The organism is Pseudomonadota bacterium, assembly GCA_027624715.1.
Classification (GTDB): Bacteria; Pseudomonadota; Gammaproteobacteria; order Burkholderiales; family Eutrophovitaceae; genus Eutrophovita.
The window spans coordinates 21,538-38,540 of the sequence record JAQBTV010000009.1 but is presented as its reverse complement, the minus strand read 5'-3'; the positions used below and the strand labels follow the sequence as shown (position 1 = coordinate 38,540).

Below are 17,003 nucleotides of genomic sequence, written 5' to 3'. Positions count from 1 at the left end.
ATGAAACAATCTACTTTTCTAGCACTACTGCCAGTATCTTTGTGGACTTCCCTAATAGCTTTTGCCTTGTATTCATTTGATGCACATTTGCATTACCGTGAATTAACATGGGCTATTCTTATCGGATTAGTTTTAATAATCACACACATGGTCAATATGACTATATATTTTAAGGTTAGAGGCAACAAACCTTACTCGTGGGATAAATATAAAAAACGTCATGATTCTTTGGAAGAATTTTCGAGAAGGAAAAAAATATGAAAAAACTATTTGTAAATACGCGTTATCTAATTGTTCCAGCAATGTCTGTTGTTACAATCTTTGGTTTGTTAAGTGGAGGAAACTATGTCTGGACTGGTGTGATTCTTTTTGGATTATGTGCAGTAATAGATACTGCTACTAAAAATATACATCTAAGAGCAGACTTTGATGAAAATGGAAATTCCTATGGAATTAAATTTTTTCAATACGGTGTAATGTATTTGATGTTGATTGTGTTTATAGCTTTACAATTAGCATTAGCGTGGAAAATATATCAATATGTAAATGCTACTCCGTTTAATATTGTTAGTGCTTATGGATTAACTATTCAAAATGGAATAACGACTACTAACTTAATTGGTGCATTAATTTCTGCTGGTTTATGGGCGGGAATTGGTATCATTTACGGACATGAACTTTCTCATAATAAAAAAGAAGGTTTTTTTATATCAAGACTAATTATGTCTTTGAGTGGCGCCTCGCATTTTACATACGCGCACGTATACCAGCATCATTTAGATCTAGCTCATGAAGATGATCCTGCAACAGCACCGCGTGGAAGAAATGTTTATATGCACACTTGGTTATCACATGCTGGGCAAAGTAAATTTTCTTTTGAACTTGAGAAATCAAGGCTTAAACGACAAGGAAAATCCTTCCTAAGTTTAGACAATAAATGGATCTTAGGCTATCTTTATAGCCTACCTTCTGTAATTCTATTTGTGTGGGCTGGAGGTTTGTTTGTTGGTCTTCTTGCGCTCTTTACTCTTTGGCTTATAGCTAATTTTGAACTAGAGGCCTTAAATTATATGGGGCACTACGGTTTGATTAGAGAGAAAGGAAAGCCTGTTGAATATAGACACTCTTGGGATAATGACTCAGTATTTACCGATTGGTTTTTTATCGCTATTGGTCGTCAAGCTGATCACCATGTTAGAGGTGAAACTTACTTTTGGGAATTAGATGATGTTAAAGGACCTAACTATGGCATAGGTTATTTCTCATTATTTTTAATAACTTTAATTCCACCTCTCTTCAGAAGTTATATAAAAAAGCATCTTGATAATTGGGATTCAAAATATGCAACTGAAGACGAAAGAAATATTGCTAAGCAATATGGTTACTAAATATAAATCATGGGGCTCTTTTGCGGGCCCCAAGGTTAACAATCTTGATGTTTAATATATTTAAAAAAAAAATCTAAAATTTAATGTAAGGCTTGAGCCGAGCAATAAAGAAATAGTTTTAAAAGCAGGTGAGAACTTGCTTACCGTAGCTTTAGCTCAAGGGATAAAATGGCCACATAAATGTAGAGTGGGAAGTTGCGGAACGTGTAAATGCAAAATTTTAGAGGGAGAAGTAAAACCAGAAATAGATTTTGTCAATGTGCTTAGCCTAGAACAAATCGAGTCTGGTTATGTGTTAGCCTGCAAAAGCTCAGTTAAAACAGATTTGAAAATTTTAATTGATTTAAAATAAATATTGATAAGAAAGTTTCATTAATAATACACCTAGAGTTTTAATCCTTATGAGATGTAGGGATGGCCCTACATCTTTTCCCGTTCTCAATTCGCTAGATTGAGTCTCATATAATAGTTATAGGACTCTTTTTAGCGCCTTGAAGAAGAGTTCGGATTGCAACCGTTCCCCCAAGGTTGCATCGCAAACGTTTTGCGCCAAATCTGGATCAACACCAATCAAAGGCTGCCCTGTTGAACGCGCCAAAACCTCAAGTTCACATGCTCGCTCAAGGTAATACAAGTCATCATAGGCATAGTCCATACGACCACCACAGACTACCACGCCATGGTTCCCTAAAAATACAACATCAGCACCCTTCATAGCACGGGCGATTCTCTCTCCTTCCGACACATCAAGGGCTAGACCATTGTACAGATCGTCAGCCACAACACGACCATGAAATCTCATTGCGGTTTGGGACAAAGTTGTGTCTAATACCCGATTTTTCGTTAAAGACAACGCTGTTGCATGTGGCATGTGTGTATGTAACACACAGGCTTTTTTGCAGATCCGATGAATAGCAGAGTGAATAAACATAGCGGTAGCCTCTACGGGATGCTTGCCAGCTAATAAGTCACCCTCTGTATTAATCAAAACAATATCATCAGGAAAAACCTCTTGCCACAGAAGTCCCCTAGGGTTTAGTAGAAATCGACCTGACTGATCAGGCAGTTCTAGACTGAAATGATTACACACACCCTCGGCTAAGCCATGTTTAGAAGCGGCACGCAAAGCCGCCGCTAGATCCTCCCTCAATTGCGTAATTGCAGGCGAATGATATGCTTCGTTATGATCAGTCATCTCCACTGAAAATCTCCCTTCTACCCGTGTCAGAATTGTTAGTGTATTTTTACTTCTGGTAACGATACTACGCCACTGATTTGATATAAAGCTTACCGGTGAACTAAGAATAACTACCTACAGTCTATCAACAAATTACCTAGTGCAATACAGCATTATTCATATTATGTTTAGATCTATGCTTAAATAATGCAGCAGACAATGGCCCCATGACTAAACCAATCACCACGTTGGACAATTGCGCTAAGTTTACTGCCCGCAACCAAACTCGAGAAACTGCGTTCGATGAGATCCTTTCAAGGCGGGGCTTTCTCAAGAGCACCGTAAATTTTGGAGCCTCTGCTTTCGTTTTAGCTGCTGGCCTACCCACTGGATCGGCGCTGGCCTCCACTCGTTCGGGTCTAACCTTTAAGCCTGTCAAGGCAAACAGCGACGACAGTATTACAATCCCTGAGGGCTTTAATGCGCAAGTTGTTGTCCGGTGGGCTGACCCACTTTATTCAGATACTCCTGAATTCGATCATGTAACCCTTGGGTCAGCCGCGACTCAGGCGCTAGCAGTTGGAGACAATAACGACGGAATGGACACCTTTACGGTTGATGGACGAACCGTACTCGTTTTAAACAATGAATTTACAAATATCCAAATAATGTTTGGTAATCGTTTGGGTCAATCACCCGAAACAGATGACGACGTGAACAAGGGAAAAGCCGCGCACGGTTTAACAGTTATCGAGTTAAAAGAAACCAGTGAAGGTTGGCACATTGTAAAAGATAGCCCGCTCAATCGACGCATTACCCCGAATACAGAATGTTTAGCAGTCGGTCCTGCTGCGGGTAGTGACCTACTTAAAACCGCTAGAGATCCATCCGGCAGGAGAATTCTAGGTACTTTTAACAATTGCGGTAACGGAAAAACCCCTTGGGGTACCTATTTATCCTGTGAGGAAAACGTTAACGGGTATTTTTCATCAAGTTTAGGAGAAAATTTCTCTCAAAGCATTCAAGAAGAACGTTATGGCATTGCCCAACAAGGGGAGGATTGGGGGTACAAGTGGGCTCAAACAGATGCTCGATTCGATGTGTCTACCGAACCGCACGAACCAAATAGGCACGGATGGGTCGTCGAAATCGATCCATCTGGACAACACGCGCCGAAAAAACTTACGGCCCTGGGTCGATTTAAGCATGAGAATGCTGAATTAATTATTGCGCCAAATGGCCACGTCGTGGTGTACCTCGGCGACGATGAGCGAGGCGAGTTTCTCTACAAATTTGTAAGTCGAGATCGATATCACCCTAACAGAGACAACACTGAGTTACTGCATGAAGGCGAACTATTTGCAGCCAAATTTCATGATGACGGAACGGGCGAATGGATATCCCTAAAACAAGCCGGTATGCAAGATGATGAGTCGCTGATCTTTGCAAGGCTAGCAGCTTCCAAAGTGGGGGCGACCACGATGGACCGTCCGGAGTGGGTCGCTGTCAACCCTTTTAAAACTGAAGCCTATGTATCACTGACAAATAACAAGTATCGCGGTGAGAAAACGTCCCAACCGCTTAATATGGCTAACCCTCGAAAAAAAAATCCTTATGGCCATATTCTGAGGTGGGCACCGCACAACGAAGATCATGCAGCGCGCACATTCACGTGGGATATTTTTGTATTAGCAGGAAACCCCACCGAACATGCAAACCTTTTAGGTGGGTCATCAAACGTCAATGCTGATAACATGTTCAATAGTCCCGATGGACTCCGATTCGATTCAAAAGGCAACCTTTGGATACAAACCGATGGGGACGACTCCAACAAAAAAGACTTTGCAGGCATGGGTAACAACCAGATGCTCATGGGAAACCCAGAGACTGGAGAAATTCATCGGTTTTTAGTAGGTCCAAGAGAATGTGAAATCTCCGGTCTCACTTGGAGCTCAGACCATAAAACCATGTTTGTTGGCATACAACATCCCGGACAAAAAGGCGGCAGTCATTGGCCTGAGGGCGGCAATGCGATACCTCGATCGGCGATCATAGCCATTAAGCGAGACGATGGCGGCATAATGGGTTAGTTGACCTCAGTCAAAACACCTCACAACCAACTATTTAGAAGTTTTGTAATGCTTTTCTGGCTATTAAACTTGATTCCTAGCGTGTCAAATTGTAATAGTAATGAGAATGATTTTCGTTTTAACATTTCAAAAATGGGCATGGCATAATCCGCACGTCACAAATATCCGATACCCCGCAGATCGAACGCGCTGAAGCAGAGAATAGTAAAACAAGTTTCTAGAAAAATCATGATGAGCATTTCATCCACACTAATTATCCAATACATTTTCAATCAAAGGAAATCTCTATGAAAGGTAACGTTGAAGTCTTAACCGTACTAAATCAACTGCTCGCAGGGGAGCTGATGGCGGCAGATCAATATCTACTGCACGGCGAGATGTACGCAGATATGGGGCTTCGAAAACTAGCGGAACACTCGTTACACGAATCAGAACACGAACGTCAACACGCTCGAGACATCGTACAACGCATTCTCTTTCTAGAAGGCACCGCAGACGTTGCCACTCGTCATGACATGACAACGGGTACAAACGTGCCGGAAATGTTGAAAAATGATCTTGCGATTGAGTACCAAGTGGTTGGCACTTTAAAAGCAGCAGTTGTTCTATGTGAGCAAAAACAGGATTTCGTCACGCGTGACTTACTTGTGCAGCAAATTGAGGATACAGAAATGGATCACGCTTACTTCCTTGAAAAACAGTTAAGACTCATCAAACTGATTGGTCTTGAAAACTATCTCCAAAGCCAAATGAATGGGCAAGAGGGAGGTGCCGTATGAAAGGCTCAGAAAAAATCATTCAAAATCTTAATACCGTGCTTAAAAATGAGCTCACGGCGATAAATCAATATTTCTTGCATGCAAAAATGTTTAAGAATTGGGGGTTAGAGCGACTGAACGAATCAGAATACAAAAATTCTATTCGTGTAATGAAGGAAGCCGACAAAATCATCGAACGAATACTCTTCCTAGAGGGGCTACCTAACTTACAGGCTCTTGGTTCACTATCTATTGGCGAAAATGTAACGGAATGCCTTAAGTCTGACCTACAGTTCGAATCCACAATACAACGACCCACTCTTATCATAGGCATCAGTGCGGCAGAAGCTCACCAAGACTTTGTGACGCGGGATTTATTGGAATCTCTGTTGTCTAGCGCAGAATCGTCCATTGATGGATACGAGACACAATTATCTTTAATCAGCGATATGGGCATTGCTAATTACACCCAAGCTCAAATCGAAGAGGATTAATTCTCGCTAAAAGTACTTGCTGCCTTTTTCCACAACTTACAAATCAAGTGTTACGGAGACGCGTGCCCTTGAGACACAAGGCATCATACGATTTCGGCGAGCAGCAGGACTCAGCACAGAATCTCGATGAATCACTTCGCCCGATATATAGCCACATTCACAGGTGCCACAAACACCTTGCCGACAGGACGAGGGGATAATGTGGCCAGCCATTCTTAAAATATCAAGTACCGAATGATTTTCAGGAACCCGCAAGGTTTTCCCAGTGCTTGATATGATGACGTCAAACGGCTCAGGCTTATGATCCTGATTCGCACCAACTTTAAAAACTTCGAAATGTATTTGTTCTTGATTCCATTCTGAGGTCAACTCTTTCACTTCAGCCATCAAACGTTCAGGGCCACAGCAATAAATATGAAGATCACGTGACAAGCCACCAATCAAGGCCATCAAATCCAACCTTTGGCTTTTAGGGCCAAAGGAAATATATGTACTCAACAAAGGTCCACAAAACTGTTTCAGCTCCCGTTCTATGTTGGATTGATGCCGCCGAGAGCAAAAATGTAATCCGTGTAACAAATTTTTCTGAGCTAACGCGCGTCCCATCGAAATAAGCGGTGTTACACCTACCCCTCCAGCAATCAAGACACTCCGCCGATCAACCAGGGCAAAGTTATTACGTGGGGCCGAGACGTGCGCTTCAAATCCCTCAATAAAATGCTCATGAATCCAGGACGATCCACCGCGCCCGTCTTTTTCTCGCTTTACGGTAATCGCATACCGTGACAGGTCTTGGGGATTACTCGTCAACGAATACTGTCGAATCTTACCGTTACCGAGACGAAGGTCGACATGAGCACCAGGAGACCATGCTGGCAACTGAGGTTTCAGTGGATGTCCTAACCAAATACGAACCAAGTCGTCATCAAGATGATCACGTCGCTCGACGGTCAGTTTCATGATGATACGTGCACTCATCAACGCGGTACTAACGATGAGGTTTATTTGTGACTTCGTTTAAGGGAACGATCTCGTCTCCAGGACGAATAATGCCCCCCCTCTCGATCCAACAATTAAGACCCGACCGGTTATAAAGAGGTAAAAAAACCGGGCGCTCCAATAGCTGCTCAAGATATCGACAGGGAAAATTCAGTCGCCCACCAGACAGAATACACTCGCCGATCCTAAATTGGTAACCGACAAGATGGTTTAGCGGTACACCCTCTACAGTCAAATTTCTGCGATGCTCAAACGGCTCAATTTTGATGGAAGAACCCTGTAAGGGTGGATCATCTCGAACCAATCCATCCAACGCTTCTCGCTCGATCAAGGTAACCTCACGACAGTCAGGCTCCGGCGAATAAGTGCCTCTCCCAAGGTAGTAACGGTCTCCGACAATGCCCCTACCGGCGACAAGATGAGCCTCCGCCAACTCCACCATCTCATAGCTCGCTTCTGGCGCAATATGAATACTCAACAATTTACCTGTCCAACCCATGATTTCTCCAAGAAAGAAAAGCTTGATATTACTGTACTTATGCTGTTGGAGATTATACGATCGCGACACATCCAGCGCTTTACTACAAAAACGGTGGCGAAGCACTCCCATTAACCATCTCAAGTTCTCAAATATGAAGAAAATTCTTGCCTGCTTTACTCTTTGCATTGCCTCCACTACAGCCTACGCGCATCCTCAAGATGGCATGTCGCCAGAAGACTTGATGCTTTATTACGTTAAAGTATTTAATGAAGAAAATATGCCTGCCTTGGAAGAGATCTATCACTTTCCACACGCGAAAATTATCAACGGAAAACTTACTCTCTTTGACAACAAAGACATACCCGTGATTGATTATGTAGGCTTAAAAAAAACAGGGTGGAAATTTTCAAAAATTAATTACATCAAAGTCCTTTCTGAGAGTGAAAACTCTGCATTAGTTGAAATGAACTTTTCACGTTATGACAAAGACGAAAAAGAATTCCTGCGTTCGACTGGTTTTTATGTTCTCACCAAAAACATGGGTTATTGGCAGATACTGAGCTTAAACAGCATTGGTAATATTGCTGGGACTGGCATTAACAGATAGTACAACCGTCCGGGGGTGGGTCCGCCAATTAACCAAGTGTCTTGTTAAACGACACCACGGTTAAGCCTCAGCACGGTGAACATACAAGTCATGCAGAGTCGCAAACCGTGCTGACCCTAGTAATTCTATGCACCTGATCATGTAGTTTTGGTTGAGCCGATTTGTTTGCCTGTGGGATAGTAATATATTAAGTTCAAAATTAGATTTTCATTTGTTTAAGCCTCAATATGTCAGCAAAATTTTTAGATCTCCAGCCCATATTAAAAGGTGACTCAATTTATCTACGCCCTCTTCGAATCGATGATGCTGAAAGCCTGTATGAAGTCGCAAGTGACCCCTTAATTTGGGAACAGCACCCTAGCCCATTGCGTTATAAACGAGAGGTTTTTGATAAAGAAATTTTTGATACAGGACTCGCATCCAAATCTACTCTGGTAGTAGTCGATTCAAAAACGAAAACGATTATTGGATCTTCACGATATTACGATGTTGATATAAATAGTCTTGAGGTTGCGATAGGTTTTACCTTTTTAGAACGATCGCATTGGGGTGGAATTGTCAACGCGGAGATGAAAGACCTAATGCTCAGTCATGCATTTAATTGGGCAAAGCGTATTTGGTTTCATGTTGGCATTAACAACATACGATCTCAAAAGGCCATGGAAAAAAGCGGTGCGAATTTGTCACATAGAGCCCCAAGACCTTTGAATGGAATTCCAGTCATTCATTGTTATTACTTCATTGATGCTAGGTGATGTTGCTTTGCCTGCGAATATGTTGAACTATATGGCCTTCAGCAACTTTAAGCAAACTAGCACTTGTAAATTCTCCGGTTAAAGGCATGACCATTATGGTAACTTGGCTATTACTCATCCTCTTTGGGCTCAAAATCGCCTCACGTTAAAATGAACCGTAAATGGAGAAATATCACTATGGGGCTACTACTCACGATTGTTATTGCTGCTGTATTGGTTGGCCCCGTCATGAGTAATGTTGAGCACCCAAACTACCTCGTGATACAAAAGCATGCTTCCATCGAATTGAGAAGATATGATCCACGAATCGTTGCCCAAGTTATCGTCACCGGATCAAGGGAGGAATCCATAAGGACAGGATTTCGACAGCTTGCGGATTACATCTTCGGTAGTAATACCGTTACTCAGTCAACAGAAAAAGAGACATCGGAGTCAACGTCGATCACTCAAAAAATCGCGATGACTGCGCCGGTGGAACAGGTTGTTAAAGAGAATCAATGGGTCATTAGCTTTAATATGCCTACTGAATACTCACTTGAGACTCTACCGAAACCAAACAACCCTGAAGTAACTATCACGATCAAACCCGTACAAAGCGTTATTGCAATTAAGTTTTCAGGATCAAATTCAAAAAAAAATATACAGATTCATGAAGAAAAACTTAAAACCTATGCACACCAAAATGATCTAGCAATAAAGGGAAACCCCATCTACGCCTTTTATAACCCGCCTTGGACGCTTCCCATTCTGAGACGAAATGAGGTAATGTTTGAAATAGATAGTGATTAAAAAAATCAGAATGAAAAGCACACACAAAGATGTTAACCAAAACATTCAAGAACTCTGGTAAAAAAATAAAATTAGTTAAGAAGAATAAATGAAACCGTTTTTTGAGCTACGTATTTATCAAATCAATCCTGGAAAAACAGATGAATGGGTTCAATTTATCGAAGACACGATCTTCCCCTTTCAGGCTGGCAAAGGCATGTTGATTACGGGCAGTTTTGTTATGGACAGTACTGATGAATTTTCTATGGTCAATAACGAACGCTTGATGACATCGACACCTAAAGGAAGCACGTATGTCTGGATTAGACGTTTCGAAAGTACCGCACAAAAAAAAGAACTTTATAAAGCAGTCTACGAGAGCGAAGAATGGACCAGCCATATCGCACCGATAGTATTCAAGCTCATTGATAGAAACTCAATCATCGTACACAACCTAAGATCTACTCCGCTATCCCTAATGAGATGAGGAGAGCCAATCAGTTCAAAACATCTGCGCAAATGATAAAACACCGACAGGCCTCAGTTTTGCTCTTGATTCGGCCCTGTCTAGTCTAAACTGCAAACTTACATCAGCCAACGACTTACCACTCCGTGAAAGTCATCCTAGAAGAAGTTCCGTGGGGACATTTGTCTGCTTTGGACATTAGCAGCAAAAAAATCGCATAGAAAAATGATGCCGATCAGCCTTCTTCTCAACCCAACGGTAATTTCCAGCAGAAAACCAGAGCTTATGTCCTTAATGTTGAATTAGGTATTGACACCTTTTCCCTAATGGAGTTTACTGAACTTGAGTCTTATATAAAGACCTGCTGTACAAAAAAGCTAGGTATTGTTGCCCAGTAAGGGGCTAATCGTTTCATTCGGTGACGATAGTAAAGAGCTTTGTTTTAGGGCCTTGATTTACCGTCTTCGGTGGAACCCTTCACCAAGGAGGCCTTTCAATGAACTTAAGCATTTCAGCTCACCTCATTTCTGTTACCCCAGGCATAGAGTCTCACATTCGAAATAAAATGAGCCGGGTCGAACGACACTTTGATCATCCGATGGACATCGACATTATGCTGACCGTCTCAAAGCACGAGCATAAAGCCGGGGCAAAGTTACATTTCCACGGCAAAGATCTATTTTGCGAATCTATTGAACTGGATCTATATAAGGCGATCGATGACTTAGCGGCCAAAACCGATAGAAAAATCCTAAAAATTAAAGATAGAATGACCCAACATTCAACCAAATCCATTAGAAAACTACAAATGACGGTAGAGCCCATTTAGAAGACCTTCCGTCATACCAATAGCCATGAGGTGCCTAGAATTTATAACTTCTGGCACCTCTTGAGCTGCAAGAAAATACCCCAGAACAAATCGTTCAAATACAGACCTATATAATTAATGAAACGTTACCTTAAAATAGGTGCGTTCAATCATCAATTTTTTATTTAGGAGCGCCAATGAAAATTCGTCAACTCGGCATGCATGGGCCACACGTCTCCGCCATTGGTGTGGGCGCCATGTCATTTTCTGACTTTTATGGATTGGCGAAAGATGAAGACTCACATGAAATTTTGAGTACGGCACTTGATCTTGACATCAATCATATCGATACATCTAACGTTTATGGCAATGGCAGATCGGAAACAGTGATTGGTTCCTTTCTTAAAAAGCAAGGAAAGTTAAAAAATCGACTATTCACTATTGCCTCTAAAGTCGGTATTTGTCGTAATAAAGAGAATGGACAACGTTATTTTGATAACAGTGAAGTGCACATTCGCGATCAGCTCGAAAAGTCCCTTGGCAGACTAGGTGTTGAAACGTTAGATTTATATTACATACACCGCCGAGATGAGACGATACCCATTGAAGAGGTAGCGGGAACCATGAGTCAACTCATAAAGGAGGGAAAAATTAAGTCATATGGATTCTCAGAGATCGCTCCATCGTCTTTAAAGCTTGCCCATTCAGTAAGTCATGTTGCGGCCGTGCAATCAGAGTATTCGCTCTCAACACGAAACCCGGAATTAGGCTTAACACAAACGACCAAAGCGCTGGGAACAGCACTGGTTGCCTTTTCACCAGTAGGACGCTCACTACTCACAGACAGTCCACATACAGCTGAACGTATCTCCGGGATGGATTTTCTAAAAGAAAACCCTCGATTCATTGCGCCCAATTTAAGCAGGAATATCAAGGCAACCAATGCCTTTAGAAAGCTTGCGGGCGAATTCGCCATAAGCGCATCAGGTCTCGCAATTGCGTGGTTACTGCATCAAGGCGAACATATTATTCCGATACCAGGAACGCGATCCGTAGCTCACCTCAAAGAACTAGCAGAAGGAGCGCAACGCAATCTGACTATAAATGAGCTCAAGTTGATTGAAGAGGCTCTCCCCGTAGGATGGGCGCATGGCAGTCGCTATTCAGTGGGTCAAACTGTTGCAGTTGAACAATACTGCTAATACCTATTGGTAACTTTGATATGTCATCCATTTACCCTGGACCAATAGTCTCTGCACAATGGCTTACTGAACATCTAAATGATACAAACCTGTGCATTGTAGACGCAACAGTGCACCTACCGGATACCGGCCGAAATGCAGAGGCTGAATATTTAGAACAGCATATTCCTAACTCAATTTTTTTTGATCTTAGCGATGTCGCTGACCCGGATAACCCCCTCCCTAGAAAGGTCCCCAGTAAGGATATATTTTGCGCTAAGGTTGGAAATCTAGGCATCGACAACAACACGCACGTTGTCGCGTATGACACCCCTGGGCTTTATAGCGCTGCGCGTGTTTGGTGGCTCTTCCGACTCTACGGGTACGATAATGTCTCGATCCTGGACGGTGGGCTGACACATTGGAGACAGCGTGGAGGGGACATTACAACACAATTGTCCCCGCGCGAACCACGTAATTTTGAATCTGAGATAACACGAAATCTTTTGGCGCTTAAAGCTGACGTTTTAAAAGCCTCCTCATCAGGGGATGAGATACTTGATGCACGGACGCCAGGTCGATTTTCAGGGCAGGAGCCGGATCGTTACCCAGGTGCTCGGCCAGGACATATTCCCAAGAGTCATAATCTGTATTGGGCTCACCTTCTTCATCCAGAAACACGTAAACTGTTGCCTAGGGAAGAACTAATACAAAGGTTCAATAAATCAGGAATAAATATTGAAACTCCCCTCATACTGACTTGCGGATCCGGAGTAACCGCCTGCATCTTGGCACTCGCTCTTAATCAACTTGAAAGACACGATTGGAGAATATACGACGGATCATGGGATGAATGGGGTCGTGATCATGACTTGCCTGTCGAATCAAATGCTTAACATGACACAACCCCTTCAAAAACTTACTGAACATTGAGACGACACAATATGGCTTACTCACAAACCACCACACTTGGTTTCATTGGACTTGGCTCGATGGGATCACCCATGGCTGGTAATATCATCAAAAGTGGATTACAAATACATATTTTTGATATCGATGCATCTCGGTGCGCAGCCCTCAGCGGCGACAATGTACACACCTGCTCATCATCGATTGACGTCGCAAACCAAGCCGATATTGTCTTCACCTGTTTGCCTTCCCTAGATGCAGCACGTTCTGTAGTTCTAGATCCTACCAAGGGCGTCTTAAAAGGGTCTCGAATAAAGAGCATTGTGAGCCTGGGGACCACAGGTAGTGCCTATGCGAAAGACGCCGCATTTCAATTACAAGCACACAATATTGCATTTTTAGATTCCCCTATTTCAGGAGGGCCAGCTGGCGCTAAAGATGCAACACTCGCCGTAATGTGCTCAGGAGATAGAGTTACTTACGAATTTTTATGCGCAGACGTTTTTCCACATATGAGCGCGAAGCAATTCTACGTCGGTGATAAGCCCGGAATGGCGCAAGTAATGAAATTGGTTAACAACATAAATCTATTTATACACTTGGCAGGAACACTTGAATCACTAACGCTCGGGGAAAAAGCAGGACTTAATCCCACGCAGATGATCGATGTCATAAATGCCTCGTCCGGATTAAGCCGATCAAGTCAGGTGTTTATTCCTAACAACATATTGAGTGGCAGATTTAACTTTGGAGCCAGCAATTCCATCCTGAAGAAAGATCTAGAGTTGTGGGCCGCAGAAGTGAAAATGTATGAGTCATCTGATCAGGTTGGCAAGGCAACCCAATCGGTTTTCGACCAAGCGATACATGAACATGGCGCAGACGCAGATATCACGACGATCTACAAGACCCTAAAACGCATAGCATCACTTAAATAAATCAGTCAAAATCATGGCTCTCGATAAATCTGAGATACTTTGTCGACTTAAACCTTTAACGTCTATAGTCGGTAAAAAACTCACCTCTACAATGAGTAAAGGTTCAATCACTATTTGATCTAAAGAGCGTAGTAACGTCATACTTCCAACGTATGCAGGACAATCAGTTCGCGCATGGGCTTTGTCGAGATAACGTATCGCAACCGGTGTGATCTTCGCTCCGGCATTAAGTGCAGACTGAAAAATGGAGCTGTGGAATGTACCCACCTGATCACCAAGCGTCGTCGTCCCTTCCGGAAAAACACAGACAGAATGTCCGTCTCTGAGCGAAAAATCAATCTCTTGATTGACGTGCATTAGAGCACTACGACTCGCTCTCGCAATGAATATCGTCCCAACGAAACGGGCCAGTAATCCAATCACTGGCCACCGACGAATCTCTGACTTTGACAAGAAACAAGTCGGTAAGCAAGCTGATATCACTGCAATATCCAACCACGAAATGTGATTGGCTACCAAAAAGTTTCCTTCCAAATCTTTATCGATACCTTTAATTTCAAGTTTAAGATTAAGAATAGTCAACAAACATCGAAACCAATATTTGGCGATAATTCTTTTGATCCGGATATTATAAGAAGCAAATAGTAAGGACGATATCAGTAGCCCTGCAACCAAAAACACAACCAGGACTGGATACTTAACGATCCTGCGTAAATGCTGCTGCATAATCCGCATTAGAGACATGTCACCGATATTTATTCACAAGAAGTGTTTATCCATATCTTCAAAATGAGAATTAAATACTGCAACATCAGACATTGCAACGATCGGTCACCCCGATGTTATCATCCACTCCTCTAATATGCGGCGTACTTAGCGCTCTAATAGACACAGTTTTTTGATTTTTTAGCCAACGCGCAACCAAGTCCCAAATGGGCTCACCCGTCGCGCCCTCTGTGACAGGGGCCCATCCTGCTACCTTATACACCTTGTGTGGGTCCATGAGCATTTCTCCCATCCGTATCTCAGAAATGCGCGATCCGATGAGCGCATGTGGGTCAATCGTATAACTTATACCGCCGACGCGAACCATATCACCACCCTGTTGGTAGTACGGATCTGGATTAAAAATATTGTCCGCCACATCCTCGAGAATTATTTTAATCGACTCACCCTTCATTTCAGTCAAAGTACTGAAGGAATAAGTGGTCGCAGTTTGTGCTAAAAGAGCTTCCATATTGATCGTACTGCCTGGCAAAAGCGACGTTCCCCAACGAAAACCTGGAGAGAATGCGATATCCGCATTAAGCTCATCCATGAGCGCGTCTAAAATCAACTGATCGAAACTCCCATTAAAATTTCCCCTCCGATACAACAATCCCTCAGTCATTGCGAGCGGCTCCAAGAGTTTTTGTTCAAATGGATGTCTCACGCGATGAATCAATGCGTCCATATCTGGATCCGGATCAATGAATTCAGAAAAAACTGGTAAAAGTCGGTATCTGAAGTCAGAGATGCCCGATATAGTCACAGCGAAATCCAGCACACCGAGAAATTTCCCATTGCTACCACCATTTGTAACAATCGTTTTTCCAGACTTATTGGTAACGATTACTGGAACTGGCATGCCGTCATGGGTATGCCCACCCAGTATTGCATCAATCCCAGTCACTCGCGAAGCTAACTTTAGATCAACATCCATTCCATTATGAGAAAGTAGAACAACAACTTTAATCCCTTTTTTTCGTATTCGATTTACAAGCTGCTGCAACTCATACTCTCGTATACCAAAACTCCAATCAGGAATCAGATGGCTAGGATTCGCAATCGGCGTATAGGGAAATGCTTGACCGATAACAGCAATAGGTATGCCATTCATTTCCTTAATACTAAAGGACTCAAATACGGGTTCATCGAAATCAAATGTCTTGACGTTTTGAGCGAGAAAATCAATTCGCCCTGAAAAATCATTGGCAACAATATGCCGTACCCGCTGTGCACCAAGCGTCATTTCCCAGTGAGCAGTCATCACATCGACCCCAAGCAATAAACAAGCATCTACCATATCTTGCCCCTGAGACCACAACGCGGTACCAGATCCTTGCCACGTATCACCGCCATCGAGTAACAAAGCCCCTGGACGCTCTGACCGTAATTTATCAACCAGTGTTTTAATGTAAGAAAACCCACCAACACGACCAAAAATTCGAGCAGCTTCCTCAAAATTAAGGCACGAAAATGCATGCGCCATAGGGCTGTCTACCGGAACATTGACTGCCTTTAACAAGGCGTCACCAACTATGTGTGGCAATTTTCCAGAAGCCGAGCCCGTACCAAGATTCATACTGGGTTCTCGGAAATAAACGGGGTTTAATTGCGCATGACAATCCGTCATGTGCAGGAGATGAACATTACCAAATTTTGGAACATCGTAGAGCCCATTTAGATGAGGGTTAGCAAGCACCAGCCGATTAGAGATAGGAAGGCCGGCCGCAGCTGCAGCTCCCAGCGCCAGCAAAAAATCTCTACGAGATAGCGTCACGGAAGGTACCTAATGTGCCCTTACTCATTTACAGGGGATTGCGGATCCAACAATAACCCCATGATGTTCCTCATCTGCTCCACTGTAAGTATACCTTTGTAGCCATAACGGGGCATATTCGAACACATCAAAAATGCCTGAGAGTTGAATATCTTCGCCCACGTATAGCGCAGGACTTCATCGGAATAGCCTCTCAATTTACCGAACTGGTACAGCGATGGACCTAGAGTCCCGTATGACAACTCGTCCTTACGAATTTGGTGACACGCGTAACAGTTACCACCATTTTCTCCATCATTCGCATCATCGAATCGTAAACCTTTACCACTTTGCGCTATCCTTTCGCCTTCTTTCCAGTCACCAATATAAATACCGTCAGCCGGATACTGAATCTGCCGTTGAGCCTCAGCCATCAACTGACTGGCCTCATCACTATTAATATTTACATTTGAAGCACTACAGAATTTCTGGGTGGCGTCTAAATTCAAGAATCGCTCTAACTGTACAGGCCCTTTACTTCGCAAGCCTTCCTTTAGTAGGTCGTTTACCTGAGACTGCATCTCCTCTGACGCGCGAGCCACCGTTAATCCGAGCATCAACAATGCCACAATAAAGTCCAAAATAAGCCTGATATTTTTCATA

General features: G+C 42.9%; 19 protein-coding genes. 13 read left to right on the top strand and 6 right to left on the bottom strand.

Features of this window, described 5'->3' with window-relative positions; translation table 11 throughout:
• Complete coding sequence (locus O3A65_06835; protein MDA1332180.1) at positions 1-261, top strand: hypothetical protein; 261 nt, start codon at positions 1-3, stop codon at positions 259-261.
• Positions 258-1,388, top strand: coding sequence for a fatty acid desaturase (locus O3A65_06830; GenBank protein MDA1332179.1), 1,131 nt, complete (start codon positions 258-260; stop codon positions 1,386-1,388). Before O3A65_06835 ends, O3A65_06830 begins: the two co-directional genes overlap by 4 nt.
• A gap of 469 nt (positions 1,389-1,857) precedes the next feature.
• Here the strand turns inward: O3A65_06830 and O3A65_06825 are convergent, their stop codons facing one another.
• Positions 1,858-2,583, bottom strand: coding sequence for an aldolase (locus O3A65_06825; protein ID MDA1332178.1), 726 nt, complete (start codon positions 2,581-2,583; stop codon positions 1,858-1,860).
• Between the two features lie 209 nt (positions 2,584-2,792).
• Between O3A65_06825 and O3A65_06820 the strand changes: the two genes are divergently transcribed.
• From O3A65_06820 to bfr (O3A65_06810), 3 genes are all read left to right on the top strand, one after another.
• Entirely contained in the window at positions 2,793-4,655 is a 1,863-nt protein-coding gene (locus tag O3A65_06820) for a PhoX family phosphatase (protein ID MDA1332177.1), read from the top strand.
• Positions 4,656-4,942: 287 nt separating this feature from the next.
• Positions 4,943-5,434: a bacterioferritin gene (gene bfr, locus O3A65_06815; protein ID MDA1332176.1), complete on the top strand. Its 492-nt coding sequence runs from the start codon at positions 4,943-4,945 to the stop codon at positions 5,432-5,434.
• Positions 5,431-5,907, top strand: a complete 477-nt coding sequence (gene bfr, locus O3A65_06810) for a bacterioferritin (protein MDA1332175.1) — start codon at positions 5,431-5,433, stop codon at positions 5,905-5,907. The genes bfr (O3A65_06815) and bfr (O3A65_06810) overlap by 4 nt, the downstream gene beginning before the upstream one ends.
• Positions 5,908-5,943: 36 nt before the next feature.
• Here the strand turns inward: bfr (O3A65_06810) and O3A65_06805 are convergent, their stop codons facing one another.
• Positions 5,944-6,885, bottom strand: a complete 942-nt coding sequence (locus O3A65_06805; GenBank protein ID MDA1332174.1) for a PDR/VanB family oxidoreductase — start codon at positions 6,883-6,885, stop codon at positions 5,944-5,946.
• A gap of 10 nt (positions 6,886-6,895) precedes the next feature.
• Complete coding sequence (locus tag O3A65_06800) at positions 6,896-7,405, bottom strand: MOSC domain-containing protein (GenBank protein MDA1332173.1); 510 nt, start codon at positions 7,403-7,405, stop codon at positions 6,896-6,898.
• 133 nt (positions 7,406-7,538) lie between these two features.
• On the opposite strand from O3A65_06800, the gene O3A65_06795 reads away from it, so the two are divergent.
• The 8 genes from O3A65_06795 to O3A65_06760 all read left to right on the top strand — a co-directional run bounded on the left by O3A65_06795 (position 7,539) and on the right by O3A65_06760 (position 13,819).
• Positions 7,539-7,994, top strand: a complete 456-nt coding sequence (locus O3A65_06795) for a hypothetical protein (protein MDA1332172.1) — start codon at positions 7,539-7,541, stop codon at positions 7,992-7,994.
• Between the two features lie 227 nt (positions 7,995-8,221).
• Positions 8,222-8,749, top strand: a complete 528-nt coding sequence (locus O3A65_06790) for a GNAT family N-acetyltransferase (GenBank protein ID MDA1332171.1) — start codon at positions 8,222-8,224, stop codon at positions 8,747-8,749.
• Positions 8,750-8,926: 177 nt separating this feature from the next.
• Complete coding sequence (locus O3A65_06785) at positions 8,927-9,538, top strand: heme-binding protein (protein ID MDA1332170.1); 612 nt, start codon at positions 8,927-8,929, stop codon at positions 9,536-9,538.
• Positions 9,539-9,626: 88 nt separating this feature from the next.
• Positions 9,627-10,004 carry an NIPSNAP family containing protein gene (locus O3A65_06780; GenBank protein ID MDA1332169.1) on the top strand — a complete coding sequence of 126 codons (378 nt, stop codon included), beginning with the start codon at positions 9,627-9,629 and terminating at the stop codon, positions 10,002-10,004.
• 475 nt (positions 10,005-10,479) lie between these two features.
• Positions 10,480-10,812, top strand: a complete 333-nt coding sequence (raiA, locus tag O3A65_06775) for a ribosome-associated translation inhibitor RaiA (GenBank protein MDA1332168.1) — start codon at positions 10,480-10,482, stop codon at positions 10,810-10,812.
• A gap of 176 nt (positions 10,813-10,988) precedes the next feature.
• Positions 10,989-11,993 (top strand): aldo/keto reductase, encoded by a 1,005-nt coding sequence (locus O3A65_06770; GenBank protein ID MDA1332167.1) that lies wholly within the window; start codon positions 10,989-10,991, stop codon positions 11,991-11,993.
• A gap of 20 nt (positions 11,994-12,013) precedes the next feature.
• Positions 12,014-12,868 (top strand): sulfurtransferase, encoded by an 855-nt coding sequence (locus O3A65_06765; protein MDA1332166.1) that lies wholly within the window; start codon positions 12,014-12,016, stop codon positions 12,866-12,868.
• A gap of 48 nt (positions 12,869-12,916) precedes the next feature.
• Complete coding sequence (locus O3A65_06760; protein ID MDA1332165.1) at positions 12,917-13,819, top strand: NAD(P)-dependent oxidoreductase; 903 nt, start codon at positions 12,917-12,919, stop codon at positions 13,817-13,819.
• Here the strand turns inward: O3A65_06760 and O3A65_06755 are convergent.
• The 3 genes from O3A65_06755 to soxX form a co-directional block, all read right to left on the bottom strand.
• Positions 13,808-14,545 carry a lysophospholipid acyltransferase family protein gene (locus O3A65_06755; protein MDA1332164.1) on the bottom strand — a complete coding sequence of 246 codons (738 nt, stop codon included), beginning with the start codon at positions 14,543-14,545 and terminating at the stop codon, positions 13,808-13,810. The genes O3A65_06760 and O3A65_06755 overlap by 12 nt on opposite strands.
• A gap of 85 nt (positions 14,546-14,630) precedes the next feature.
• Complete coding sequence (gene soxB / locus O3A65_06750; GenBank protein ID MDA1332163.1) at positions 14,631-16,361, bottom strand: thiosulfohydrolase SoxB; 1,731 nt, start codon at positions 16,359-16,361, stop codon at positions 14,631-14,633.
• 20 nt (positions 16,362-16,381) lie between these two features.
• Positions 16,382-17,002, bottom strand: coding sequence for a sulfur oxidation c-type cytochrome SoxX (soxX, locus tag O3A65_06745; GenBank protein ID MDA1332162.1), 621 nt, complete (start codon positions 17,000-17,002; stop codon positions 16,382-16,384).
• Position 17,003 lies beyond the last annotated feature (1 nt).

Coding starts and splice junctions, on each gene's coding strand:
- O3A65_06835 (MDA1332180.1), top strand. CDS start 1: ATGAAACAATCTACTTTTCTAGCACTACTGCCAGTATCTTTGTGGACT.
- O3A65_06830 (MDA1332179.1), top strand. CDS start 258: ATGAAAAAACTATTTGTAAATACGCGTTATCTAATTGTTCCAGCAATG.
- O3A65_06825 (MDA1332178.1), bottom strand. CDS start 2,583: ATGACTGATCATAACGAAGCATATCATTCGCCTGCAATTACGCAATTG.
- O3A65_06820 (MDA1332177.1), top strand. CDS start 2,793: ATGACTAAACCAATCACCACGTTGGACAATTGCGCTAAGTTTACTGCC.
- bfr (MDA1332176.1), top strand. CDS start 4,943: ATGAAAGGTAACGTTGAAGTCTTAACCGTACTAAATCAACTGCTCGCA.
- bfr (MDA1332175.1), top strand. CDS start 5,431: ATGAAAGGCTCAGAAAAAATCATTCAAAATCTTAATACCGTGCTTAAA.
- O3A65_06805 (MDA1332174.1), bottom strand. CDS start 6,885: ATGAGTGCACGTATCATCATGAAACTGACCGTCGAGCGACGTGATCAT.
- O3A65_06800 (MDA1332173.1), bottom strand. CDS start 7,405: ATGGGTTGGACAGGTAAATTGTTGAGTATTCATATTGCGCCAGAAGCG.
- O3A65_06795 (MDA1332172.1), top strand. CDS start 7,539: ATGAAGAAAATTCTTGCCTGCTTTACTCTTTGCATTGCCTCCACTACA.
- O3A65_06790 (MDA1332171.1), top strand. CDS start 8,222: ATGTCAGCAAAATTTTTAGATCTCCAGCCCATATTAAAAGGTGACTCA.
- O3A65_06785 (MDA1332170.1), top strand. CDS start 8,927: ATGGGGCTACTACTCACGATTGTTATTGCTGCTGTATTGGTTGGCCCC.
- O3A65_06780 (MDA1332169.1), top strand. CDS start 9,627: ATGAAACCGTTTTTTGAGCTACGTATTTATCAAATCAATCCTGGAAAA.
- raiA (MDA1332168.1), top strand. CDS start 10,480: ATGAACTTAAGCATTTCAGCTCACCTCATTTCTGTTACCCCAGGCATA.
- O3A65_06770 (MDA1332167.1), top strand. CDS start 10,989: ATGAAAATTCGTCAACTCGGCATGCATGGGCCACACGTCTCCGCCATT.
- O3A65_06765 (MDA1332166.1), top strand. CDS start 12,014: ATGTCATCCATTTACCCTGGACCAATAGTCTCTGCACAATGGCTTACT.
- O3A65_06760 (MDA1332165.1), top strand. CDS start 12,917: ATGGCTTACTCACAAACCACCACACTTGGTTTCATTGGACTTGGCTCG.
- O3A65_06755 (MDA1332164.1), bottom strand. CDS start 14,545: ATGCAGCAGCATTTACGCAGGATCGTTAAGTATCCAGTCCTGGTTGTG.
- soxX (MDA1332162.1), bottom strand. CDS start 17,002: ATGAAAAATATCAGGCTTATTTTGGACTTTATTGTGGCATTGTTGATG.